The 22852-nt window shown below is 52.2% G+C and carries 21 protein-coding genes; 9 read left to right on the top strand and 12 right to left on the bottom strand.

Features of this window, described 5'->3' with window-relative positions:
* Positions 1–82: 82 nt before the first annotated feature.
* From MIB40_RS05870 to ybaK, 3 genes are all read right to left on the bottom strand, one after another.
* Positions 83–1735, bottom strand: a complete 1653-nt coding sequence (locus tag MIB40_RS05870) for an acyl-CoA dehydrogenase family protein (RefSeq protein ID WP_249691907.1) — start codon at positions 1733–1735, stop codon at positions 83–85.
* Positions 1732–2367: a TetR/AcrR family transcriptional regulator gene (locus MIB40_RS05865; protein ID WP_249691905.1), complete on the bottom strand. Its 636-nt coding sequence runs from the start codon at positions 2365–2367 to the stop codon at positions 1732–1734. The genes MIB40_RS05870 and MIB40_RS05865 overlap by 4 nt, the downstream gene beginning before the upstream one ends.
* A 101-nt stretch (positions 2368–2468) precedes the next feature.
* On the bottom strand, positions 2469–2936 hold the full coding sequence (gene ybaK / locus MIB40_RS05860) for a Cys-tRNA(Pro) deacylase (protein ID WP_249691903.1): 468 nt from the start codon (positions 2934–2936) through the stop codon (positions 2469–2471).
* A gap of 184 nt (positions 2937–3120) precedes the next feature.
* Here ybaK and MIB40_RS05855 point away from each other — a divergent pair, with 184 nt between their 5' ends.
* Positions 3121–3849, top strand: a complete 729-nt coding sequence (locus MIB40_RS05855; protein WP_249691901.1) for a DUF1499 domain-containing protein — start codon at positions 3121–3123, stop codon at positions 3847–3849.
* Positions 3850–3871: 22 nt separating this feature from the next.
* Here the strand turns inward: MIB40_RS05855 and MIB40_RS05850 are convergent, their stop codons facing one another.
* The 6 genes from MIB40_RS05850 to MIB40_RS05825 form a co-directional block, all read right to left on the bottom strand.
* Positions 3872–4888 (bottom strand): M14 family metallopeptidase, encoded by a 1017-nt coding sequence (locus tag MIB40_RS05850; RefSeq protein ID WP_249691899.1) that lies wholly within the window; start codon positions 4886–4888, stop codon positions 3872–3874.
* A complete protein-coding gene (locus tag MIB40_RS05845) occupies positions 4881–6368 on the bottom strand; it encodes a glutamate--cysteine ligase family protein (protein ID WP_249691898.1) in 1488 nt (495 codons plus the stop codon). The genes MIB40_RS05850 and MIB40_RS05845 overlap by 8 nt, the downstream gene beginning before the upstream one ends.
* Before the next feature lie 45 nt (positions 6369–6413).
* Positions 6414–7520: a cyclic nucleotide-binding domain-containing protein gene (locus tag MIB40_RS05840; RefSeq protein ID WP_249691896.1), complete on the bottom strand. Its 1107-nt coding sequence runs from the start codon at positions 7518–7520 to the stop codon at positions 6414–6416.
* Positions 7521–7674: 154 nt separating this feature from the next.
* The gene (locus MIB40_RS05835) at positions 7675–8268 is read right to left on the bottom strand and encodes a DUF416 family protein (RefSeq protein WP_249691895.1); all 594 of its coding nucleotides are present in this window, start codon (positions 8266–8268) and stop codon (positions 7675–7677) included.
* A 41-nt stretch (positions 8269–8309) separates the two neighbouring features.
* Positions 8310–10217 carry an AMP-binding protein gene (locus tag MIB40_RS05830; protein ID WP_249691892.1) on the bottom strand — a complete coding sequence of 636 codons (1908 nt, stop codon included), beginning with the start codon at positions 10215–10217 and terminating at the stop codon, positions 8310–8312.
* Between the two features lie 63 nt (positions 10218–10280).
* Positions 10281–11078, bottom strand: coding sequence for a hypothetical protein (locus MIB40_RS05825; RefSeq protein WP_249691891.1), 798 nt, complete (start codon positions 11076–11078; stop codon positions 10281–10283).
* 192 nt (positions 11079–11270) lie between these two features.
* Here MIB40_RS05825 and MIB40_RS05820 point away from each other — a divergent pair, with 192 nt between their 5' ends.
* Complete coding sequence (locus tag MIB40_RS05820; RefSeq protein WP_249691889.1) at positions 11271–11627, top strand: hypothetical protein; 357 nt, start codon at positions 11271–11273, stop codon at positions 11625–11627.
* A gap of 72 nt (positions 11628–11699) precedes the next feature.
* Here MIB40_RS05820 and MIB40_RS05815 read toward each other — a convergent pair whose 3' ends face one another.
* Positions 11700–11942: a DUF3820 family protein gene (locus tag MIB40_RS05815; RefSeq protein ID WP_319941626.1), complete on the bottom strand. Its 243-nt coding sequence runs from the start codon at positions 11940–11942 to the stop codon at positions 11700–11702.
* 332 nt (positions 11943–12274) lie between these two features.
* Between MIB40_RS05815 and MIB40_RS05810 the strand changes: the two genes are divergently transcribed.
* The 7 genes from MIB40_RS05810 (at position 12275) to MIB40_RS05780 (ending at position 20495) form a co-directional block, all read left to right on the top strand.
* Complete coding sequence (locus tag MIB40_RS05810; RefSeq protein WP_249691887.1) at positions 12275–13081, top strand: ABC transporter ATP-binding protein; 807 nt, start codon at positions 12275–12277, stop codon at positions 13079–13081.
* Positions 13081–15054 carry a long-chain fatty acid--CoA ligase gene (locus MIB40_RS05805; RefSeq protein ID WP_249691885.1) on the top strand — a complete coding sequence of 658 codons (1974 nt, stop codon included), beginning with the start codon at positions 13081–13083 and terminating at the stop codon, positions 15052–15054. Before MIB40_RS05810 ends, MIB40_RS05805 begins: the two co-directional genes overlap by 1 nt.
* The gene (locus tag MIB40_RS05800) at positions 15051–15944 is read left to right on the top strand and encodes a branched-chain amino acid ABC transporter permease (RefSeq protein WP_249691884.1); all 894 of its coding nucleotides are present in this window, start codon (positions 15051–15053) and stop codon (positions 15942–15944) included. Before MIB40_RS05805 ends, MIB40_RS05800 begins: the two co-directional genes overlap by 4 nt.
* Positions 15945–15955: 11 nt before the next feature.
* Positions 15956–17029 carry a branched-chain amino acid ABC transporter permease gene (locus MIB40_RS05795; protein ID WP_249691882.1) on the top strand — a complete coding sequence of 358 codons (1074 nt, stop codon included), beginning with the start codon at positions 15956–15958 and terminating at the stop codon, positions 17027–17029.
* 102 nt (positions 17030–17131) lie between these two features.
* Positions 17132–18373: an ABC transporter substrate-binding protein gene (locus MIB40_RS05790; RefSeq protein ID WP_249691880.1), complete on the top strand. Its 1242-nt coding sequence runs from the start codon at positions 17132–17134 to the stop codon at positions 18371–18373.
* Between the two features lie 65 nt (positions 18374–18438).
* Positions 18439–19260 carry an ABC transporter ATP-binding protein gene (locus tag MIB40_RS05785; protein ID WP_249692136.1) on the top strand — a complete coding sequence of 274 codons (822 nt, stop codon included), beginning with the start codon at positions 18439–18441 and terminating at the stop codon, positions 19258–19260.
* Positions 19261–19268: 8 nt separating this feature from the next.
* Positions 19269–20495 carry a phenylacetate--CoA ligase family protein gene (locus MIB40_RS05780; RefSeq protein ID WP_249691878.1) on the top strand — a complete coding sequence of 409 codons (1227 nt, stop codon included), beginning with the start codon at positions 19269–19271 and terminating at the stop codon, positions 20493–20495.
* Between the two features lie 95 nt (positions 20496–20590).
* Here MIB40_RS05780 and hemJ read toward each other — a convergent pair whose 3' ends face one another.
* Together hemJ and MIB40_RS05770 are read right to left on the bottom strand one after the other, a co-directional pair.
* Positions 20591–21013 carry a protoporphyrinogen oxidase HemJ gene (gene hemJ, locus MIB40_RS05775; protein WP_249691876.1) on the bottom strand — a complete coding sequence of 141 codons (423 nt, stop codon included), beginning with the start codon at positions 21011–21013 and terminating at the stop codon, positions 20591–20593.
* A 25-nt stretch (positions 21014–21038) separates the two neighbouring features.
* Entirely contained in the window at positions 21039–22775 is a 1737-nt protein-coding gene (locus tag MIB40_RS05770; RefSeq protein WP_249691874.1) for a chloride channel protein, read from the bottom strand.
* Between the last annotated feature and the right edge of the window lie 77 nt (positions 22776–22852).

Raw genomic sequence — 22852 nt, 5'->3', positions numbered from 1 at the left:
TAAAGGCTGTTTAAGCTCTACCTGCATAATGGTGATTGAATGCAAAAAGCACAGTGTGTTGGCACTGTGCTTTTTTTATTGACTATGACACAGGGCGAGCGCGTTCGATGATCGCCTGGCAATTGATGCCGCTTGGCAAATTCCCATACAGCCAGCCTTCCGTTGCTAATCGAGAACGACAAAAGGCGTCCGCAACCAGTTCGTTATCGGCGCGCAGTAATAAGCTGGCCTGGGTGGCTAATGCCAACTGACCAATGATATGGCGGGCACGGTATTCAAGCTCTTCCGGTCGACTAAACAGTTTATCCAGCGGTGCAATAAAACGATCAAAGGTTTCGTGCAGGCCTTTCGCTTGTAGAATCTCATCGCGAAGCACTTCCAGAGCCTCGGGTTCCTTGTGCAAGGTGCGCAGCATATCAAGGGCTTGCACATTACCACTGCCTTCCCAGATGGCATTGACCGGTGCTTCCCGATACAGGCGAGGCATAATCGTGGTTTCCATAACGCCGCTACCGCCAATGCATTCCATCGCTTCATAGGCGTGCCCGGGGGTGCGTTTGCAGATCCAGTATTTGCCGACAGCAGTACCCAGACGAATCAACAAAGCGTCACGTTCCGTATTACTGTCCAGTGCGCGCGCCATCCGCATGGCCATGACCATGGCGGCTTCACTTTCGATGGCCAGATCGGCCAGCACATTTTGCATCAGGGGTTGTTGGTCGAGTAGCTTGCCGAATGCCGAGCGGTGGTGGCAATGATGCAGTGCCTGTACGCTGGCCTGGCGCATACCGGCAGCAGAACCAATCATGCAGTCGAATCGCGTCAGGGCAACCATCTCCAGAATATTGGCAACGCCTCTTCCCTCTTCACCAATCAGCCAACCCTGGGCACCTCGCAATTCGGCTTCGGAAGAGGCGTTTGAGGCGTTACCGCTTTTCTCTTTTAAGCGCAGAATCTGCAGGGCATTTTTACGACCATCATCGAGCCAGCGAGGTACTAAAAAGCAGCCCAGGCCTTTGTCGGTATAGGCCAGCATTAAAAAAGCATCACTCATGGGGGCCGAAACAAAGTACTTATGCCCCACCAGTTGGTAACACTCTCCGGGGCCGCTTTTGTCGACGGCATAGGCTCGGGTTGAGTTCGCTCGAACGTCCGATCCGCCCTGCTTCTCGGTCATTGCCATGCCGATGGTGGCGCCCTGTTTCTCCGTTACGGGTCGGTTGCTGGGATCGTAGCGCCCGGAATGGATCAGGGGCAACCAGCGCTCGGCGATATCAGGTTGTTTGAGCAGTGAGGGAACCGCCGCGAAGGTCATGGTTAAAGGGCAACCATGGCCGGCCTCGACCTGGGATTGCAAATAATTGAGTGCGGCTCGAGCAACATGGGCTCCGGGTTTGGGGTGGGTCCAGGGAGAGGAGGGCAAGCCTGCACTGATGGCCCTGTCCATCAACTGGTGATAACTGGGGTGGAAATCCACCTGATCGATACGGTGCCCGTAACGGTCGTGGGTATTGAATTCGGGTTTGTGACGGTTGGCCAGATGCCCCCATTCGATCATCTCTGCTGTACCCGTGAGCTTCCCGTATTGGCTTAACTGCTCCGTTGCCCAACCCGCACCTTCTCGCTCGAGGGCTTCCTTCAGAGCGGTATCTTGCAGGTATAGATTGTAGTCTTGCAGAGGCGGCGGTGTATTGGTGACCTCGTGGGTTTCGGCAAGGTAATCGGAGCCTGTCATCGGGATTCTCCTGTCAGTTGGGGTAAGGGATTGCAGTTCAGGGCTTGCAGGGAAAAACGCTGCAGTTGCTGGATGCTGCTGTTGTGATCGGAGTGAGCAGAGGTGGTGCTGAGGGGCCCAAGTAACGACTCGGACAACGCCCCGACCAGGGCTGAGGCGATCAAGCCGGGCTGGTCGCAATCAAAGCGCTGTTGACTGATACCTTGCTGCAATATTTGAGCGAAAACGTCAGCATAGGCCTCGCGATAACTCAGTCGCGCTTTATCGACCAGAGCGTCCGCAGGCTCGGCAATCAGTGCCCAGGCCAGGCGTGGATTGCTCAGGGCGCGCCGGGAAAAGGTCTCTATGGCGTCAGCCAGATTGGCGGCAGCGTCCTCGTGCCGCATGGCAGCCTCGGCGACCTGATCCACCTCATGCTGAGAGGCAGAAGAGAAAAGCGCAACGCACAGTTCAGCCTTATTGCGGAAGTAGCGGTACAGCGTACCTGTTGCCAGATTGCTCTCGCGGGCAACCGCGCTAATGCTGAGCCCACTAAAACCCTCTCTGGAGACGATTTTGAAAGCGCTGTGCAATAGACGCTGATGGACTTCCTTTTTTCGCGCTTCGGTCGCCGGGGTTGCTCGATAGGCCATGAAGTGAATCTCGGTTCATTTTATTCATAAAGTGAACCATGATTCATTTTTTAATGCAAGTGACCGCTGAGTTGTGCGAAGGGCGGCGATAGGAACAGAAGTTAACGGTCTGCGATTGCTGCGGAGGTGGCGCGGGTCAGCTGTTGAAGGTCGCAGGCTGTCAACTCGATCTCGAGCCCGCGCCTGCCCGCGCTGACAAATATTGAGTCAAAACCGAAGGCTGTATTGTCGATACAGGTTCGCAATGCCTTGCGCTGGCCCAGAGGGCTGATCCCTCCGGCGACATAACCGCTGGATCGTTCGGCTTTGGTGATATCGGCCATCGTGGCTTTTTTCGCACCCATGGCTTTGGCCAGGGCCTTCAGGTTGAGTTGGCAGGCAACAGGGACAACGGCCACAACGAGCTCTCCGGCCAAGTCGGCCACTAATGTCTTGAACACCCGGTCAGAGCATAATCCAAGAGCTTCCACGGCTTCATTACCATAATTGTTGGTATCAGGGTCATGCTCATACTGATGCAGGTTGAATTCAATTTTGGCGCGTTTAGCTGCGTTGACTGCCGGTGTCATGGGGCTTCCAATGTGGTAACGGATTGATGAGTCGCATAGGGTACGATAACCGGCTGCGACAGCATAGATCGGCGAGATGACCGGGTTTTACTGGACAGACATTCGCTTTCAACTTTCTCAAAGCATTCATGTACTATACTTTTTGGCTAAATATGAGTGTACGACACCATTGAGGGAAATCAGAGTGTCTGGAACGGAACGACTGGGACAGTTATCAAAACTTGCCATGATACTGACGGTATCTCTCTTTCCCATCGCGGTGGCGGGCTTTCGTATGAAATTCTGGGATTTCAGTGTTTCCTTTACGCTGTTGAAAGCCAATGTGGTGGTGGCGTTACTGGTCATTGTTCTGTCTGCTATTTTTATTTTGCTTGCCGGTTACCAGCGTGAACGTTCATGGGTCACCCAGGGCTGCTGGATGTTACTGTGCGCTTTGCTCATTCTGGGGCTATACGGCTTTCAGGGATATAAGGCCAAGAACTACCCATTTATTCATGATGTGACCACCGATCTTGCGAATCCTCCCCAATTTGATGCGGTGGCGGCATTGCGTTCCAGCCAGGATCATTCGGTGATTTATGAAGGTGAATCGGTAGCGGCTCAGCAACGGGCTGGCTATCCGGATTTGTTGCCAGTGATCACCGAAACCAATCCCGAGCAGGCTTTTATCCGGTTAAAGGCGATGATTCAGGCTCGAGGCTGGGTGTTAGTCGATGATGACCCGGCTCGGGGCCGTCTCGAAGCGGTGATTACCAGTTGGTTGTTTGGTTTTAAGGATGATCTGGTGATTCGAATTCAGCCTTACGGCAGTGGGGCGCGGATCGATATGCGTTCGGCTTCCAGAATAGGGCGTAGTGATCTGGGGGCCAATGCTGCGCGGATTCGAGAGCTTCGAGAAAATTTTGAAAAGTGACCCGATGCTGGCCCGAAGGCTATCAACTCATAAAGTAGAATAGGCAATCACTGAGGGCTATTTCCTCTCGTGTAGTCACCATAAACAGCCGAGTGGGACCACGTGTATAGAGCTTGCCATTGCGGGCTTCGAAGTAACGGGATACCGGCATTTCTCCCTCGGGCCCATTTATGCGCAGTTTATCGAAACCCTTGGGGCCAAGTCGGGCGATGGGTTCCTGAGCGGAGGCCGTGCCGTAGTTCAGTGCCTCGGCATCGGTGGCCAGAATCAGGTCACCCGTGGTCTTGGGGTCGTCACTGTATCGGAGGCAGGTATCTTCAGCCAGTTCCAGACGCAATGGGTTAGGGTAGGTGGTCACTGAGCTGGCGGCGGTACTACTGAGGACCTGGTCACTGCACAGAAACCGAAAAATGCCTTCACGCGCGACCAGGTTGGCGGCAGGGTCTCCGCTTCCTCCGCACTCAATGGTGACCGTTGGTTGCCGATCCTCCCCCAGTTCCATAAGGGCGCCTAACCTGAGATCGGTGACTATCAGGTCGTGGGTAAAAAGAGACGCCAGGGCGCGGTGCCGCATATCACCATTAACGCAGACACCAAAAGCCGGACCAGAGCCCGAGGTATTATGAATATCGAGTAATGCCTCGGGTTGGTAGTCTTCGATAACGGCAAGAATTTGTTGTGCCAGGTTGCCTCGAGAATCATCAAAAGGCGGGCGAAAACAGCGATTAAGGTCCCGGTGCTGGGGGAGCATACGGTGACTGTATAGGGGGGGAGTCAGGGCGGCTTGCACCGAGGCGATGACCAACAAACAGTTCGTTTTAGGCTGCTGTCCGCGCTTTATAAAATGCCATATGGCATCACAGCCTGAGGGTTCATTACCATGTAGTAGGGTGCAGACTGCACGGGTACGTGAAGGATCCTCACCCTCTAGCCAGATTGCGCAGGGTCCGGGTAGCTGACGCAAAAAGCCCAGTGGGTTCTCTTCTAAGGTAAGACTCGAAAGCCCCTCTATTCTATGCAGGGTTTCATAGTCATCCATCCGCCAATCTCCAGTCACATACGGGTAAGTTGCCTTGTTGACGATCAAAATAGGCGTCAACCAGGGCTGAAAGGGCTGCCGAAGGTTTATAGCTCTGACGAAGCTGTTGCAAACTCTGTAATTGCCAAAGCGCGCCATTTCTCGATATATCGGCACTCCGCTCTATCAGGTTCAGGTGATGATCACTCTCGTTTTTTTCAATGCCAAGACCCTGCAAACCTTGACGGGCCACGGGTAACAGCAGTTTGACCAGTTGATTCAGCGTGGCGTCGGCAAGCGTCCCTGTCTCGGGTTGGGGCCACATCAGCTTGGCTTTAATGCCTTCTCGGGCCGCGCGGTAGAAATTTTGTTCGCAAATACTAAAGGGCACCTGCTCTATCAGGGTTTTCATCTTGGGCCGAAGACCTTCGATCAGGCCAATACCAAAAGCGGCCAGGGCTGCCATATCCTGGGAAGTGGGACCTGCAGGAAAGGAGCGCAATTCAATACGCAGGTGTCCGCCTCCCGCCGGATCAAAAATGGGTCGATTCCAGACCCAGATGCTTCCCTGGTGCAGGCGTAGTTCCGCTAATGAAGGGCAGTGTTTGCCGTTGTGGAGCGAGGGTTTTTCATCTTCAGTGATCGGCATAATTGGAGGAAATAGAGACACACCCTCGGCGAGTAACTCGTAAATTCCGTCGTTGACCCAGCGGTGACCAAAGTAAACCCGGGAAGGCAAACTTCTGTGTATTGGCGCATCCGTTCGTGGATCTATCGCCTGTTTGAACAGAGCCACTCGGGTTTCATGCCAGAGCCGGTGTCCCAGAAACAGGGGGGAGTTTGCTCCCAAAGCAACCAACAGGGGCGTGACCATCTGTGCCGCATTGTAGGCGTCGGCAAATTCAGACGGGTTGACCCTATAATGGTACTGGAATGAGGTGTTGGCACCTTCCAGAGAGATCTCCTGCCAGCGCATCTTCAGGTCATCCTGGCCGCAAATGTGAATAAAAAAATCTTCTCCCCGCTGTGCTCGCAGGGTTTCGGCCAGAACATGGTACCGAGCGCTGTCGGTGATGGCCGCACGGCCCATTTGGCTCATTTGTAACGTGGGCAGGATGCCGATGGGGATGACTCTGGCACCTAGGGTTTGGGCGGTCTGATTGAGGCGCTTGAGTGCGGTATCGATCTGTTGTTTCAGATCGCTAAAAGGTGTTTGGCTGCCAAGAATCGGGGGGAAGTTGTACTCGATATTGAAGCGGTTCAGCTCCAGGGACAGGTCAGGGTCATCAGCGGCCGCAGCGAGTTGCTGGTTGATCGGCATCGGCTGGCCGCTGTTATCGATGATATAGAGTTCCAGCTCCGCACCGAAACTGGGAGGGCCGTCGCCAAAACCCGGTTTATTGAGCAGTAGACGTAGCTGGCCAAGGTTTTCCTGCAGGCGGCGACGAAACCGTTCGTAATCCTCGTTGGTAAATTCGGTGCGGTCTATTTCAGAACCCATAATCGACTCCCCCTTTTCCTCAGAGTAGTCGATTTTTACTTCCTCTTAGGCAGTTTTCTTTGTCTCTGGCTGTTCTACAGGAGCCTGCAGGAATGCGCTGAAGTCGTGCTGGCGTAAAATACAACAAGCCAATTCGCTACGCGGTCCACCTTGCGCCGAGAGCAGGTAAGTAGTGCCTCGGTTCAGTTGTGGTAAGGCGCTACGCAGGCGGCTGATGGGAATATTCAGGACGTTCTCGCGTGTATCATCGCGCAGCTCTTCACGGAAACGGACATCCAGTAACAGGCAGGCGATCTCCTCTTGTTCGAGCAGTTGATTAAATTGTTGCTCGGGTAGCGTTGGCAACAGGGATTCTGAGAACACTTCCAGAAACTGTTGGCGGTTGAGACGGCCAACCACGCCATCGGAAGTCATTTTAATCGTGGCGTTCCTGAGGGTATCGCCAAGTAGGGCTTCTTCGCCAAAGTGGGTACCTTCAGACAGGTTGATGGTTTGTCCATTGAAGGGGCCATGCAAATCTGTGCTCAGGGCCGCTTCGCCACTGATCAGGATATAGAAGTAGTCTGCCCGTTGGCCTTGTTCTATCAGCTGATCGCCAAGCTTTACGTCGACCCGCTCTAACTTTGCCATTAATCGATGCAAGGCGGTGGGTTTCAGGTTGCGGGCCAGTGGTGAGTCCAGCAACTGCAGCGTCCAGTCTTCCTGGTAATCATCATCAATCATCGAACTGTCGAGATAGTTGGCATCGCCTTCGATGCTGACGACACCGTAGGTGCTATCCACGGGGGATGAGGCGGGGGATGAGGATGTGCGCAGGTTGTCGATAAAGTCCCGGTCGAAGCGAAGTATCACACACTCTTCCAGGGCGCGGATGCTGGCGCCAATGTCGATAAGATCTTCCAGGGGTTGCAGCGCCATTTCGTCCTCGACGCTTAGCAGGCGGCGATCATCAAAGGAGTGCCGCAGCTCTACCTTGCCCTTGAATAAATAGCTGTAGCTGGTGAGTTCCTTGCGTTTCTTGAGCACCATGCTGCCCTGCTTTACCTTGATTTGCAGGGCGATTTCGATCAGTTGTTTTTGCGCGGGCTTACCCAGTAACTGCATAGGGTGAAGGCGAGATATCTGTTTTAAACTGATGGAGTCACTGGCCATGGGATTCCTTTTGGCAAAAGCAAGAAGAGTAAAAGTGGCGCCAGTATAGGTTCTTTGTCTGGTGTTGCAGTGAACCTCTTCCCAGCATCAGGGGGTGGTGGAATGGTTATTGTGTGAATGTGGATAGGATCACAATATGCAGTCAGTTAACCCGCTAATCGACGCTGATACCGATATGGCTGACGCCATCATTATGCGCCAGCTCTCGCAGCTGTTTGATAAAGGCCTTGGTCGGTGTCTTGTGAGCCAGTAATCGATCGCAAACCAGCTGTTGAAATGCCTGTTCCTGTTGATAGAGGTCCTGGTCTTGCAGTGGTGCGGGCTGATCGCTATCGGTTTCGAGGGCGCCGGAAAACTCCAGAAACTCGGCCACTGTCGCCAAGGAAAGAATGCTGGCGCTCTGGCAGTCATCCAGGCTGGCTTTCATCGCACAGGAGAGTGCGGCCGAGATCAGGACACAGCTGTCGAGTGCGGGTCTGGCGCCATAGCTATCAAAGTGAGTGGGGTTCGGTGTGTTCTCCTCCAGCAGGTCCACCTGTTTCTCGAAGTTTTTAGCGCTTTGAATGCCGGCTGCGCAATCCCACAGAAGATTCAGGTTTTGCCGCAGAACGGCAGGATCTCCGCTGTCGCACAGTTCTGAAAACAGTTGGTAGTTAGGCAAGCTGTGCTCCCCAAGGGCGCACAGGAAAGCGATTTGTTGCCAATGATTCAGTTGGTCAAGCGGGAGCGCAGAGGCGGTATAGGGCATGAAACTACCTGAAAAGTGAAGCAGGGAAAGTAAGGTGGTGATTATATCAGCTCAGTGCGGATAGGAAGTACCTTGAGGCGCGCCCTGGCTTGCTGCTGCACCGATCGGTTGCTGCCCGCTAACCCCCTGATCCGAGCCACTTGCTCGAGTTGGTCATTGGTTGTGATATCTACGCAGATATCGGCTTGTTCTTTCAGGTCACCTAATAGTTCTTTGAACAGCCGGCACAGGGCTTCTTTGCGAAGTGAATGTCGATCCGCCTTGCCACCATGGGTCACTGGCATTTGAGGGAGCTGGTAGACAAAGGGCAGGGGCGGCAGATGGGCTTCTGCGCGCTCATGGTAGGCGTCTCTAATATCCTCTAGACAGAGCTCTTTACCCTCTGCTGCAGTGATGAATGCGACGACCTCATGGTTGCCCTTTGCATCTGTTCGGCCCACGGCAGCCGCCTGGGCTACCCCGGGGTATTGCTGTAGCTGTGTCTCTATGGGGTGTGGGTCCCGGGAATGGCCGGGCTGGCTTACCTGTTCTTCGCTGCGGCCATGTAGCCAGAAATACCCCTGTTCATCACAGCGGCCCAGGTCGCCGGTATCGAACCAGCCATTGTTGCCAATCCAGACATGCTGGTTTTTTTCCCGCTGGATGTATCCGGGGAAGACATGAGGGCCACGAATCAGGATGTGACCGATCTCATTGTCGGCACAATCCCTAAGGTATCGTTGGTATTCGTCGAGAATGACAGCTTTCATTTCCGAGTAGGGCATGCGAATTCCGATTGATCCTGGTTTCGCCGGGGCCCCAGGGGGATTGACCGAGCTTACGCAGGTGCCTTCGGTCAATCCATATCCCTCTAGCAATGGGATACCGCAATGCTGCTGGAACTGCTCGATCAGTTTGACCGGTAGGTGAGAGGCACCGCAGAGGGCAAAGCGCACGCTGTCCAGTTTGTGCTGTTCAGTTGCAACGGTTACCGCGCGTTTGTAAAAGGCGGGTACACCATTGATTACATCGACCTTGTATTGCTCGATGAGTGCCCATAATCGCTGGATGACCCGTTCCCCGCGGTATCCTTGCATCCCGGGTATCAACACCCTGGAGCCCGCCATAAAAGGGGCCAGGCCCGGAATGATAATGGCATTCACATGGCTGAGGGTAAGGCCGCTGAGGACCACACGGGAGGGCTGAAAACCCAGCATAGTATTAATCATAAGCGCCATGGACGCCTGGTTTCGGTGGGTATGGGGGGTGATCTTGGGAGTGCCGGTCATGCCGCCGGTATAAAAATAGGACGCGATATCCTGAGGGCGTATTTGGCGATGGCTTTCCAGCATGTCGCAGGGGCAGCGGGCAATGGTTTTATCGAAGTCATACACCCCCTGCATGCGTGGTAACTTGCGGCGCATAGTTACCAGAGCGCGTCGGGGCAGTGGTAACAGATTGACCGGGTCGACAATGAGGATGGCCCGGAGTGAGTAGACCCGTTTTTTAATCTCCAGTGCTTTCTGCCATAAATCGCTGCCCGGGTAGGGGGCCAGGGTAATCAGTACCTTCGACTGGACCTCATTCATGATCGCGACGACCTGGTCCGTAGCGATGTGAGGGCTAATTGGATTGACGATGCCCGCTGCTTCGCCACCCCAGATGGCATAATGGCTATGGGGCAGGTTGGGAAGCAGGGTAGACACGACATCTTTTGATTCGATGCCAAGCCGATAGAGCGCGTTAGCGGTCTGGGTAATTCGATGAAAGAGTTGGTAATAACTGATATCGAGGGGTTTTTCATTACAGTTGCCCGACATCAGGAAACTGATGGCAGTTTTTTTGCCGTAGAGCCGGGCTGCATCCTGTAACAGTTGGTAGGTGCTATTGGGTAGCCCCCGATCCTCAATCGGAACCTGTTCGATCGCAGCGACATCCGCAGCACTTTTCACTGGTCGTACGGACAGCATTATATCCCCTGATCGCGCTTGAGTTGTTGTCTTTATATTTAGGTGTCGCGCACCCGAAGTATATTATGGGCTGGTAGCGCTGTCATCGGTTGGTTCTGCCATGTTTTCGGCGGTGGGCACCGGCTCTGCTTCCGGTGGAGCCATGTTCTGGGCTTCCTGCTCCATTTGCTCCTTCAATTTAAGTTGTTCGCGTATCTGGTTAGCATTACCGGCTTCAATAAGAAACTGGTAGTAAAGGCGCAAATTTTCTAGCGAGCTGATTTGTTGTGCCAGCAGTCCTTTACGGGACAGGGAGCAGAGCTTGTTGAAATAGTGCTTTTCCAGATTCGGATTCAGTTGTTGCAGGGGCTGCAAGGTGTGGATGTAACCGTAGCTGCCTTCGAGCTGGCGAACATAGTCGCGAAGCCTTAGGTGGTAACGCTGCCGTTGGCGTAATAAGTGTACATAACGGTTGCCCCCGGGGATGATCGGTATCAGTCCATCAAAGTAGCCAACTGCCAGGGCAAATAACAATGCACTGGTGATACCGCCGAGCCATGCTGGCAGGTAATCCAGAATACAGAGAATCAACAGTGCGCTGACCGCCATCAATGCACTATGCCAGATGGAGCGATAGTGGCGGGCATCTTCAAGATCACTTTCGGAGGGCATATTCGTCATGCCCAGTAATTCGTAATCCAGCTCGGACAGTCGCGCGCAAGCCTCTTCAAATTCCTCTTCAATTCGTTGATGTGCCGGTGTATTGAGCTCTTCACGCACGGTGCGCTTGACGGACGTAGGCTCATCAACGCCATTAGTGGTGGTGCCGTCGGCAGGAATATCACTCTTATTGAGTTCCGGGTCGGTAGGCTGATCACTCATGGTTGCATTATTTCCCCGGCGGGGTAAGTTAAACAGGCACTCGGCCAAGGCGGAGTGTTGATGGCTTGATAGCCTGACAACGCTTATCTGGCTGCCCATGGGGCAAGGGATATCAGGTGTCGATGCTTTTGTCATCATATCGCTAGCCGGGAGTAACGGGCAACAATTGCAGTATTAGCCAAGGAGTAGAGAGTGGAATTCAGGCAGTGGGCAGTAATGGCGGTGATGTTGGTCGGTTTGTCCTGCCAGCTTGCGTACGCAGAACCGGAAGGTGATTTTGAACTCTATAGTGCCAGCTCGGCTCTGGACGGCCAGCCGGTCACCCTGAAGCTGAATACCCTCAGTGGCAATACCTGGCATTTCGATGGCAGTGCCTGGCTTGCGATGAATGAAACTGGCAGTAAAAACCTTTATGAAAGCCCCAGTTATCGGCTGCAACTGACAGATTCGTCCCAGGGACTGGTGATTTTTCGCTTCAGTGTCGTCAATGGGTCGAGCTGGATCTATACCAGTAGAGGTTGGGAGTACATCGAAGAGCCGGGTCAGTAGCCCAACGTCGGGAGGGGGATCGGCTGTTGGTATTTGTCATTCGCGGTCATGGAAACGAACATCGGCCGCCTTCTAGTTTTGGTCGCTAAGCTTGGTTGCGAGGCCGTCCAACAGGGTCTCAAGACCGTTCAGTTTGATTTCATACAATGATTGCAGTTGCCGCCCAAGCCGCCCCTTGGGGAACCCTTGCTGGTTGAACCAAACCAGATAGGGTTCTGGTAGGTCTTTCAGGCGCCATCCCTGATATTTTCCGAATGGCATGCGTTCATTAACCAGCTCAATCAACTTTTCCGGATCGGGTGTGATTGTCTCCACCGTCCTGCTCCTAAAGTCTATAGTGTTGTGGGGACCGTTAGCTCAGGGCTTGGGCTATCCTGATCATTAATCGCAATATTGTCCATCTCTTAGGCAATATAATCAATCCCTGCGCTACGCGGGGCTGGCATAATCGATGACACCCAGTGAAAAAATAACAACAAACAGGGTCATAATATGGATGCTATGTATCGTACAACGGTTATTGGGCAGCCTTGCGGTCTGGGCGGCTTGCTTGGGAATCCCCCTGCGACCGTTAACCCGGAGTCAGGCTCAGGAAATAGCGCTTTTGTTAAACAATCCACCTCCTTTTCTTTGGGAGGCACATCGCTATGAGCACCACCCCCTTATTACAAGTAGAGAATGTATCGCTCAGGTTTGGTGGCGTTAAGGCACTGACGGACGTTGGTTTCTCGGTCAACAAAGGTGAGATCTTCTCTATTATTGGCCCCAACGGTGCGGGTAAGACGTCGATGCTTAATTGTGTGTCGGGACGCTACTCGCCGAATGAAGGTCAAATTTTGTTTGCTGGAAAAGATGTGACCCGTTTAAAACCCAATGCCCGTGCGGAACTGGGTGTTGGTCGGACTTTTCAAAACCTTGCTCTGTTTGGACATATGACCGTGCTCGATAACATTATGGTCGGGCGTCACCATATGCTGAAGAACAATTTCTTCACCGGACCCTTGTACTGGTTTTCTCCAGCCAAGCGCGAAGAGTTGGCACATCGACGTGCAGTCGAAGACATTATCGACTTTCTGGAAATTACTCATATACGCAAAGCTGTTGCGGGAACGCTGTCCTATGGTCTGCGTAAACGCGTGGAGTTGGCCCGGGCGATTGCTCTCAAGCCAGATTTGATTCTTTTGGACGAGCCCATGGCGGGAATGAATCTGGAAGAGAAAGAGGATATGGCTCGTTACATTATGGATCTGAATGAAGAGTTTGGTATGACGGTAACGATGATTGAACATGATATGGGCGTCGTCATGGATATCTCTGATCGTGTGATGGTGTTGGATTTTGGTAAGAAAGTGGCCGAAGGCATGCCCGACGAAGTGATGGCGAATGAACATGTTCAAAAAGCTTATCTAGGTGAAGATGATTCGATTCCGAGCGATGACGAGGAGGTTGCATAATGACAGCCTTGAAGACCGATTATGTCGATGTCGAACGCTTCGATACCTTTCCGAAAGTATTGGCTTATAACGCCGCCAGCTTTGGCGACCAGGTTGCGATGCGGGAAAAAGAGTTCGGCATCTGGAATGAATTCACCTGGTCAGATTACAACGATCGTGTCAAATGGATGACCCTGGGTTTGCAGTCGTTGGGTATCAATCAAGGCGATGTGATTGGCTTGCTAGGTGAGAACCGTCCTGAATGGATTTGGGGTGAGGTGACGGCGCATGCGCTGCGTTGCTCTTCGCTCGGGATCTATCAGGACTCAATGCATGAAGAGGTGGCTTACCTGATCAATTATGCCGAGGCCAGGGTCATTATTGCCGAAGATGAAGAACAATGTGACAAGCTACTTGAACTGGGCGAGCAAATTCCTTCTGTTGAATTTATCGTTTATTGCGATGCTCGGGGCATGCGCAAATATGAAGATTCAAGATTGCTGGATGTCGAAAAGCTTTATGACATCGGCAGAGAACTGGATCGTGAAAATCCGCTGGCTTATGCCTCGCTGGTGGATGCGACAAAAGGTGAGGATTTATCAATACTTTGCACTACCTCAGGCACCACCTCCAAGCCTAAAATGGCCATGTTGCACTCGGGGTCATTTCTGAACCATTGTGCGGCTTACTTGCGAGCTGATGGCAAAGCGCCTGGTGATAATTACGTATCTGTTCTGCCACTGCCCTGGATTATGGAGCAAGTGTACGCAGTGGGACAAAGCCTGATCAGTCGGCAAATTGTCAACTTTGTGGAAGAGCAAGAGACTCTGATGGCGGACCTTCGAGAAATTGGTCCGCATTTCGTCTTGTTGGCACCGCGGGTATGGGAAAACATTGTTGCTGACGTGCGTGCTCGCATGCTCGACTCCACGCCCTTGAAACAAAAACTGTATGAATGGGGTATGAAGCGTGCGTATAAGGCGCTCGACAAGGGAGACCGTTCTCGTTTGGCCGAATGGATACTGTTACGGGCACTTCGGGATCGCCTGGGTTTCACTCATCTGCGCAGTGCCGCGACCGGCGGTGCTGCCATGGGGCCAGATACTTTTCGTTTTTTTCAGGCAATTGGTGTGCCTCTGCGCCAACTCTATGGCCAGACCGAACTATGTGGTGCCTATACGATTCATCGTGGCAATGATATCGACTACGACAGCGTGGGGATGGTGTTCGATAATGCTGAGATTCAAGTCATCAACCCGGATGATAATGGTGTGGGCGAGATCATCGCTCGAACCAGCGGTATGTTCAGTGGTTATTATAAAAACGCCGAGGCTTACCAGGATGATGTCAAAGATGGTTGGATGCATACCGGCGACGCGGGCTATTTTAAGCAAGAGAATCAGCATCTGGTGGTGATTGATCGCCTTAAAGATCTGGCTCAAACCGATCAAGGCTACCGATATTCACCCCAATTTATTGAAAACAAACTCAAGTTTTCGCCCTTTATTGCCGAGGCGGTGGTGTTGGGTAACCAGCGACCTCATCTTTCCGCCATTATTTGCATACGCTTCAGTGTTGTCTCCAAATGGGCTGAACAGAGAGGCTTGGCTTTTACCAACTATACCAACCTGTCAGCACATGAAGCGGTGTATGAATTACTGCGTGATGAGGTGAACTCCGTCAACCAGACTCTACCCGAAGCCCAGCGCATTAAAAGGTTTCTGTTGCTGTACAAGGAGCTTGATGCTGATGATGGCGAACTGACTCGAACCCGAAAAGTTCGACGGGGAGTCATTGGAGAAAAATACGAAGATATTATCGAATCCATCTACTCCGGCTCTGATCATGTGGATGTCGATACGGTGATTACCTTTCAGGATGGGACAAGGTCGCGAATTAAAACATCGTTGAAGGTGGAGGAGTTGATTGCTGCGGATGATGCTCAGTCTGCATCTAGCCAATCGACGGAGAAAGCACGGAGGATCGCTTCATGAATTGGGAATTATTGCTTCAATTGGTATTGAACGGCCTTATTGTTGGCATGCTGTATGGCGTGATCGCGATGTGTTTCGTACTGATTTATAAATCGACCCAGATTGTCAATTTTGCTCAGGGCGAGTTTCTACTGATCGGTGCCTGGGTTTGCTGGGCCTTTCTGGTGCATTTTCAGTTACCTTTCTTTATAGGGTTCTTGCTAACACTGGTGTTCATGATGGCGTTCGGCGTGTTGTTGCAAGTCATTGTGCTTCGCCCCTTGATCGGAGAGCCGATCATTTCAGTCATCATGGTCACGATCGGATTGTCGATATTTTTCCAGGCGCTGATGAAATGGATCTTCGGTGTTTCGGCGGAAAGTTATCCTCGCGTATTTGATACCGAAGTCGTGACAATTGCCGGTCTCAATATTGAATTTGCCTATATTATGAGCCTGGTGATCTCGATCGTGATCATGGCCTCGTTTTACTGGTTTTTTAAGCATTCCAGAATGGGCCTCGCTATGCGGGCGACAGCGTTCGACCAGCAGGTGGCACAGAGTCTGGGTATTTCAGTTAAGCGGGTGTTTGCCATGAGCTGGGCGATATCTGCGGTCGTGTCGGCAACCGCCGGTATTGTTATCGGCATGGTTAATGGCGTATCCGATGCGCTGTCGGTGATTGGTATCAAAGTGTTTCCCGCCGTGATTCTGGGAGGTCTGGATTCCATTGTTGGCGGTGTGGTCGGTGGCCTGATTATTGGTGTGCTGGAAAATGTGGCCGAGTTTATCGATAGCCAATATTTGCATGTAGGCAACCTGTATTCGATTGCACCTTTCTACGTGTTGATCATTATCCTCTGTATTAAACCCTATGGTCTGTTCGGGACCAAAGATATCGAGCGGATCTAGGGAGAACCAATATGTCGACTGTATCAATGAGACCCTGTGGTGATTTTCGCACCAGTTATGCTGAAGATAGAACTATCTTCGAAACACGCACGACGCTTTATTTGGCCATAGCAACAATAGCCTTGCTTTGTTTGGCTCCTTTTATTCTTGATGCCTATTTCCTGACTCTCGGCATTCAGGTGGCTTACTTGGGTATTGCAGCGCTCGGCCTCAATATTCTGGTTGGATTTACCGGGCAAATCTCTTTGGGCCACGGCGCGTTTTTCGGCTTCGGCGCCTTTGCATCGGCCTGGTTGCACAACAGCTTTGGTATTCCGGTATTTTTCTGCATTCCGCTGGCCGGTTATATGACAATGATCGTTGGTATGATCTTTGGCTCACCGGCGGCTCGCATCAAAGGGCTGTATCTGGCCATTGCGACTCTCGCAGCACAATTTATTCTGGAAGACTTTTTTGCTCGTGCTGACTGGTTTACCGGTGGCTCTTATGGTGCGGCGGCGCCGCCAGTAGCCATTTTTGGCTATGAGTTTACCAATGATCAAAGCTTCTGGTATATCGCCCTGTTTGCTCTGGTGACCATGTATTTGTGGGGCACTAACTTGATGCGAACTCGCGATGGTCGGGCCTTTGTCGCGGTCAGGGATCATTATCTCTCTGCCGAAATTATGGGCATTAACCTGACAAAATATCGCTTGCTCTCCTTTGGTGTCTCTTCGTTTTATGCCGGTATTGGTGGTGCACTCTATGGCCATTATCTGGGCTTTGTTTCCGCCGAAGGCTTTACCATTTTGATGTCGATTCAGTTCCTGGCAATGATCATTATTGGTGGTCTAGGATCGGTAAAGGGCGCCTTGATGGGAACCATATTTATGGTCATGTTGCCGGAAATGCTCGAAGGCATAGTAGGTCTGCTATCGGCAACCAGCTGGGGTGGCAGTACCGCCTTTACCGACGGTTTGGCGTATTTAAAAGAGATGAGTATTGGTTTGGTGATTATCTTGTTCCTGATTTTTGAGCCGGAAGGACTGGCCCACCGTTGGCAGCAAGTGAAGTCCTACTGGAAGTTTTATCCATTCTCTTATTAGTCGATGGCACTATGAATCGATCAAGAAATGGTGGGTGAGAATCCCAACTCGCCGGTGTTAGTTGTCTCCGGATTCTACAACAACAAGAAAAGGTATCCTGCAATGAACAAAAGAGTTTTATTCGGCACATTGATTGCCGGCGCCCTGAGTACCAGCGCGCTGCAAGCACAAGATTCGGTATTCGTTGGTCATCTGGCGGATCTCTCCGGGCCTACCGCATTTGTAGGTAAAAATTATGCCAATGGTATTCGTGATGCGTTGGGTTATATCGATGCTAACGGTGGTATTGATGGTACCAGGCTGGAGTTTGAAACCGTCGATTATGCTTATAAGGTTCCGCAGGCGATTGCATCATACAAAAAATGGGTATCGCGTAAAAATATGGTAGCCATGCAGGGATGGGGGACGGCCGACACAGAGGCATTAATCACCTTTGTTGCCAAGGATGAGGTGCCCGTTTATTCGGCCTCTTACTCTGGACACCTGACCGACCCGACTGGCAAAAACCCAAAAACCAAGAAACCCGCACCCTATAACTATTTCTATGGCGCTTCTTATTCAGATGGATGTCGAGCCCTGGTGCAATGGGCCGCCGACGACTGGAAAAATAAAGGTGGGGCCGGAAAACCCAAGTTCACCCACGTAGGTGACAACCACCCTTACCCTAATGCCCCCAAGGAAGCCTGTGCTGAGTATGCCGGTGAACTGGGTTTCGAAGTTATGCCGCCGATTGTGGTGTCTATGAAACCGGGTGATTTTAAAGCCCAATGCCTGTCGTTGAAGGACTCGCAGTCTAACTATGCCTATATCGCCAATCTTGGTGGTTCCGTGGTTTCCCTTATTAAGTCCTGCGGTACGGTCGGTACCGATGTTCAGTTTATGTCCAATATCTGGGGTGGCGATAAGCCAATTTTCGAAGCGGCAGGTGCGGGTGTGAAAGATTATATTTTCCCGGCAATGACGCCGTTCTGGGAAGACGATGCCCCTGGCATGACGCTGGTACGTGACATATCAAAAGTATCCGACCCTTCCGGAACGGAATTTCGTAGCCATCATTATGTGCGTGGTGTGTGCTCGGCCTATTACATGAAAGAGGCGATGGAGTGGGCCAAGGCCAATGGCGGTATTACCGGCGCCAATATCAAGCAGGGTATGTACGCCCGTGAAAACTGGGTACCCAAAGGCTTGGAAGGGGTTTGCCTGCCCGCCAACTGGACGGCCGAAGACCATCGTGGCATCAACACCGTCAATATCTATAAGGGCAATTACAATGGCGGTGACATCGAGATTGAACGTGTGACCCAGGTAACCTTGCCCCGTCGTGATGACTGGCTCGGGTATTAATCTGTTATCAGGCGCCTGTTTCTGACGGGCGCTTTGGTTGCAAAAATTGAGGTGGAAAACAGATGATGCAGCAAGCAGTTGAGAGCACGGATACAGCGTCATCGATGTTGTCGGTTAACAACATCGAAGTGGTTTATGACGATGTTATTCTGGTATTGCGCGGCGTTAGCATTGAGGTGCCCCAGGGCAAAATTGTCACTTTGCTGGGCCCTAATGGCGCGGGCAAGTCGACCACCCTTAAGGCAATTTCAGGCTTGTTGAAAACCGAAGATGGCGCCGTGACTCGTGGAGAAATCCAGTTTATGGGCGAGCGTATCGACCGCAAAGATGCTGAAGATATCGTGCGATCCGGAATTTTCCAGGTGATGGAAGGTCGTCGCATTATTGAGGATATGACCTGTATCGAAAACTTACGACTCGGCGCTTTTACTCGACGAGACAAACAGATACAGCAGGATATCGATATGGTATTTGAGTACTTCCCGCGGCTTAAAGAGCGCACGGGGCTTGCAGGGTACCTGTCGGGTGGGGAGCAGCAGATGTTGGCTATTGGTCGAGCCTTGATGGCACGACCCAAGATGATTTTGCTGGATGAGCCTTCGATGGGGTTATCCCCTCTGTTAGTGAAAGAAGTCTTTGGCATTATCGAAAAGATCAACCGCGAGCAGGGAATTACCATGCTGCTGGTTGAGCAGAATGCTAACTACGCTCTGAAAGCGGCGGATTATGGTTACATCATGGAATCGGGGAAAGTGGTTCTTGATGGTACTAGCCAGGAGCTGCTTGAAAATGAAGATGTAAAACAATTCTACCTTGGAGGTGGCAATGAAGAGCGCCGCAGTTTCAAGGAACTTAAATCCTATAAACGCAGAAAACGCTGGCTGTAGGGGGTTCTATGACCGATTTTTTTGATGAGCTCGAGACCCAGGATACCGAGCTCAGGGAGCAGACTTTGCTCAAACGCCTGCCAGAACACCTGCGCTGGGCACAGGAGAATACCGTTTGGTACTCGCAACAATTTGCAGGTATTAATCCTCATGACATAAACAGTCGAGAAGCGCTGGCGAGCTTGCCAGTATTGAGAAAGTCTCAGCTTGTGGAGCTGCAAAAGAAGCATCCGCCCTTTGCCGGTATGGTAGCTACCGGAACGGCAAAGCTGAATCGAATTTACCAATCACCGGGCCCTATATACGATCCAGAGGGTCAGCGTAATGATTGGTGGAAAGTAGGCAGGGCTTTCTATGCGGCAGGCTTTCGTCCGGGTGACCGAGTGCAGAATTGCCTGTCTTATCACCTGACTCCCGGGGGGGCTATTCTTGACTCCGGCGCTCGGGCCTGTGGTTGTACGGTTATTCCTGCTGGTGGGGGGCAAACCGAGGCGCAGGTTCAGGTGATGCATGATCTGAGAGTCACAGGTTACTGTGGTACTGCAGCCTTCCTGAAAATTATTATGGACCGGGCTGATGAGTTGGCGGTGGATATCAGCAGTTTACGCAAAGCCCTGTTTGCCGGCGCGGCATTGACCCAGTCCCTGAAAGACTATTTTGATGAGCGAGGCATCTCTTACTACGATGCCTATGCCTCAGCGGATCTTGGGCTTATCGCCTATCAGTCCTCTGCCCGTAACGGATTGATTGTGGCCGAGGAAATTTTGCTGGAGATTGTTCGTCCTGGCACGGGTGAGCCAGTTCCCGATGGGGAAGTGGGTGAGGTGGTTGTTACCAGTTTTAATCGTGACTATCCGTTGATCCGTTTTGCCACTGGGGATCTGTCGGTGGTACTTCCGGGTAGCAGCTCTTGTGGTAGAACCAATATGCGCATTCGTGGCTGGATGGGGCGTGCCGATCAAACCACCAAGGTGAAAGGTATGTTTGTCAGCCCCGAGCAAATCAACGCGGTGGTTGAGCGACATCCGGAAATTATTCGTGCCCGCCTGCGGGTCGACTCTGCGAACGATAATGATGTGATGACCCTTAACTGTGAAACCGAGGGACTGGATGAAGAAACGGTTGTGCAGTCAATTCGCGATCTGTGCAAACTGTCCGGTGATGTGGTTTCAGTGGCTCCGGGGACGTTACCCAATGACGGAATCGTCATCGAAGATTGTCGACCCGTCGATTAATCAGAGGTGCCCTCGCGTTTCTATCCTACCGATGTGAGGTATTCAGGGAACCCTGGGTTCCCTTTTTTTTATCCTCTTGATAAAAATCGCAAGCGCTAGAAGGGGCGCACCACTACAAGAATAACAATCGCGATCAGCATCAATACCGGCACTTCGTTAAACCAACGATAGAAAACGTGGCTGCGAGTATTGGCATCGGCAGCGAAGCTTCTGATCATGCGGCCACTGATAAAGTGATAAATCACCAGAAGGGCTACCAGGGTCAGTTTGGCGTGGAACCAGGCCGAAGCCTCGTAGTAATCAATGTTATAACTCACGAGCCAAAACCCGAGCACTATTGTGGCCAGCATCGAGGGCGTTGAAATGCCCCGGTACAGTTTGCGCTCCATAATCTTGAAACGCTCCCGGCTGGTCTCGTCTTCACTCATGGCGTGGTATACGAACAGCCGGGGTAAATAAAACAGGGCTGCGAACCAGCAGATAACGGCAATGATATGAAAGGCTTTTACCCAAAGCATACTGAGTCCTTATCGAAGAGGGGCTTTATTGATAGATGCGGTAATGTTGCTGGATATAATCGAGGGTCACAATACCGATTGCATGCTCGGGGCGGGGCCCTTCAATGTAAACGGCCTCTGTGCCTTGTTTGTTGAGTTGCTCCACGGCTTCTTGCACGGTGATGCGGGCAGAGACCGGTGCAATATCTTTACGTTGAGCCGGAATCGCCAGTAGATCCAGTGTGCTTTCATCCTTTTCACTGTTACTGGATTCGTGCAATTGAGCCTGGAGTTCATCGGCAGGTAGAATCCAGTGAGGCCGGCCCTCATCGACAATCACAACCCAGCGGACAGAAGGCTTCAAGCGTTGCCTGATCAGGCTTGTTTCGCACTGGCGAGGAAGGTGGCACAGTCCGGTATCCATGATTCGCGTCACACCTTCGCGCTGCAGGCCTTGTTCTAGCACGGCTTGTGGGTCGGATACATTTCGGCCCAGTAGTTCAGCAAAGATAGAGGATTGCTTGAACAGGTTCCGGCTGGTCAGGGAGGCAATGACCACAGCGAGCATGGCGGGCAAAATGATATTTGGGTTATGGGTCAGTTCCATCACAGCCATGAGTGCCGCCAGGGGGGCCTGCAATACGGCCGCCATCATTGCTCCCATTCCTAGCATGGCGTAGAAACCGCTGCTGGAGCTGGTCTCGGCGAATAATATTTGTGACACCAAACCGATGGCTCCGCCGAGACAGGCCCCTAAAAACAGTGAGGGGCCGATAATGCCTGCAGGCACCCCAAGACCACAGGCCGCGGCGGATACCAACAGCTTGGCCGCAACCAGCCACAACAGGAACTCCAGGCTCGCAGTATTAAAAAGAATATCGCTGATGGTGTCGTAGCCTATGCCCATCACCTGGGGAAAGAACATCGCTACGGCACCCGTGAGTACCCCGGCCAAGGGAAGACGCAGCCAGTAAGGCTCTGGAGCGTGTCGGTGAATATTCTTGCTAAGCCAGATAAAGGCGGCCGCCAAGCAGCCAACGGTAAAACCGCAGGTAATGATCAAGGGGAACTCTACAATTGATCTCAGCTCGAGGGCGGGCACGACAAAGGCGTGATCCGAACCATAAACCAGGGCGGTCATAAAGGCGGCGATCACAGAGGCCATAATCACCGGAATAAAGCCACTGATGGTGTATTCCATCATGATCACTTCCATGGCAAAGATGACACCGGCGATTGGAGTATTAAATGCCGCCGAAATAGCCGCGGCACTGCCACATCCGACCAGCGTGCGAACGCTGTTGTTGGGTAATCGCAACCAGTGGCCCAATAAGCTGCTGCCGGCGCCTCCCAAATGCACGGCAGGCCCTTCACGGCCGGAAGAGTGACCACTGGCCAGGGCGATGATGGCACCAAAAAACTGGGCTAGCATGTTCTTGAGGGGTAAATGTCCCTGGTGCAGGCCCATGCGTTCAATCACATGGCTGACACCGACTTTCCGGTGTTTGGGATCGATGAAAGCAAATAGGATCACAAGCAATAACGCGCCCCCGACTGGTAATAGAAAGCGCCAATGAATAGCGAGACCTTCGAAGTTCTCTTCTGAGGCCCCCGGAAGACTATTCTCAAGTAGCAGGGTCAGGAGCTGCCGGAATAAGATGATAATGGCGCCGGTGATAATGCCGCTCAGTATGCCCAGCAGCGCCAGCTGAGGGACAGCATCCGCATTAGCCAGTCTCAAGCGGAAGCGATTCATTATCTGGGGAGGGGAGGGGCGGCGCATGCGGGCTCTTAAACGATGCAACTATTGCACTGGAGCGTGTTATTATGCGGGTTTGTTAGTAAAACTTAAATCATTAT

The sequence above is a fragment of the Aestuariirhabdus haliotis genome (assembly GCF_023509475.1).
Lineage (GTDB): Bacteria > Pseudomonadota > Gammaproteobacteria > Pseudomonadales > Aestuariirhabdaceae > Aestuariirhabdus > Aestuariirhabdus haliotis.
This window is presented reverse-complemented; position numbering and strand designations above follow the sequence as displayed.

Excerpts from the sequence above, each read along its gene's own strand:
- MIB40_RS05870 (WP_249691907.1), bottom strand. The coding sequence starts at position 1,735 with ATGACAGGCTCCGATTACCTTGCCGAAACCCACGAGGTCACCAATACA.
- MIB40_RS05865 (WP_249691905.1), bottom strand. The coding sequence starts at position 2,367 with ATGGCCTATCGAGCAACCCCGGCGACCGAAGCGCGAAAAAAGGAAGTC.
- ybaK (WP_249691903.1), bottom strand. The coding sequence starts at position 2,936 with ATGACACCGGCAGTCAACGCAGCTAAACGCGCCAAAATTGAATTCAAC.
- MIB40_RS05850 (WP_249691899.1), bottom strand. The coding sequence starts at position 4,888 with ATGGATGACTATGAAACCCTGCATAGAATAGAGGGGCTTTCGAGTCTT.
- MIB40_RS05845 (WP_249691898.1), bottom strand. The coding sequence starts at position 6,368 with ATGGGTTCTGAAATAGACCGCACCGAATTTACCAACGAGGATTACGAA.
- MIB40_RS05840 (WP_249691896.1), bottom strand. The coding sequence starts at position 7,520 with ATGGCCAGTGACTCCATCAGTTTAAAACAGATATCTCGCCTTCACCCT.
- MIB40_RS05835 (WP_249691895.1), bottom strand. The coding sequence starts at position 8,268 with ATGCCCTATACCGCCTCTGCGCTCCCGCTTGACCAACTGAATCATTGG.
- MIB40_RS05830 (WP_249691892.1), bottom strand. The coding sequence starts at position 10,217 with ATGCTGTCCGTACGACCAGTGAAAAGTGCTGCGGATGTCGCTGCGATC.
- MIB40_RS05825 (WP_249691891.1), bottom strand. The coding sequence starts at position 11,078 with ATGAGTGATCAGCCTACCGACCCGGAACTCAATAAGAGTGATATTCCT.
- MIB40_RS05810 (WP_249691887.1), top strand. The coding sequence starts at position 12,275 with ATGAGCACCACCCCCTTATTACAAGTAGAGAATGTATCGCTCAGGTTT.
- MIB40_RS05805 (WP_249691885.1), top strand. The coding sequence starts at position 13,081 with ATGACAGCCTTGAAGACCGATTATGTCGATGTCGAACGCTTCGATACC.
- MIB40_RS05800 (WP_249691884.1), top strand. The coding sequence starts at position 15,051 with ATGAATTGGGAATTATTGCTTCAATTGGTATTGAACGGCCTTATTGTT.
- MIB40_RS05795 (WP_249691882.1), top strand. The coding sequence starts at position 15,956 with ATGTCGACTGTATCAATGAGACCCTGTGGTGATTTTCGCACCAGTTAT.
- MIB40_RS05790 (WP_249691880.1), top strand. The coding sequence starts at position 17,132 with ATGAACAAAAGAGTTTTATTCGGCACATTGATTGCCGGCGCCCTGAGT.
- MIB40_RS05785 (WP_249692136.1), top strand. The coding sequence starts at position 18,439 with ATGCAGCAAGCAGTTGAGAGCACGGATACAGCGTCATCGATGTTGTCG.
- MIB40_RS05780 (WP_249691878.1), top strand. The coding sequence starts at position 19,269 with ATGACCGATTTTTTTGATGAGCTCGAGACCCAGGATACCGAGCTCAGG.
- hemJ (WP_249691876.1), bottom strand. The coding sequence starts at position 21,013 with ATGCTTTGGGTAAAAGCCTTTCATATCATTGCCGTTATCTGCTGGTTC.
- MIB40_RS05770 (WP_249691874.1), bottom strand. The coding sequence starts at position 22,775 with ATGCGCCGCCCCTCCCCTCCCCAGATAATGAATCGCTTCCGCTTGAGA.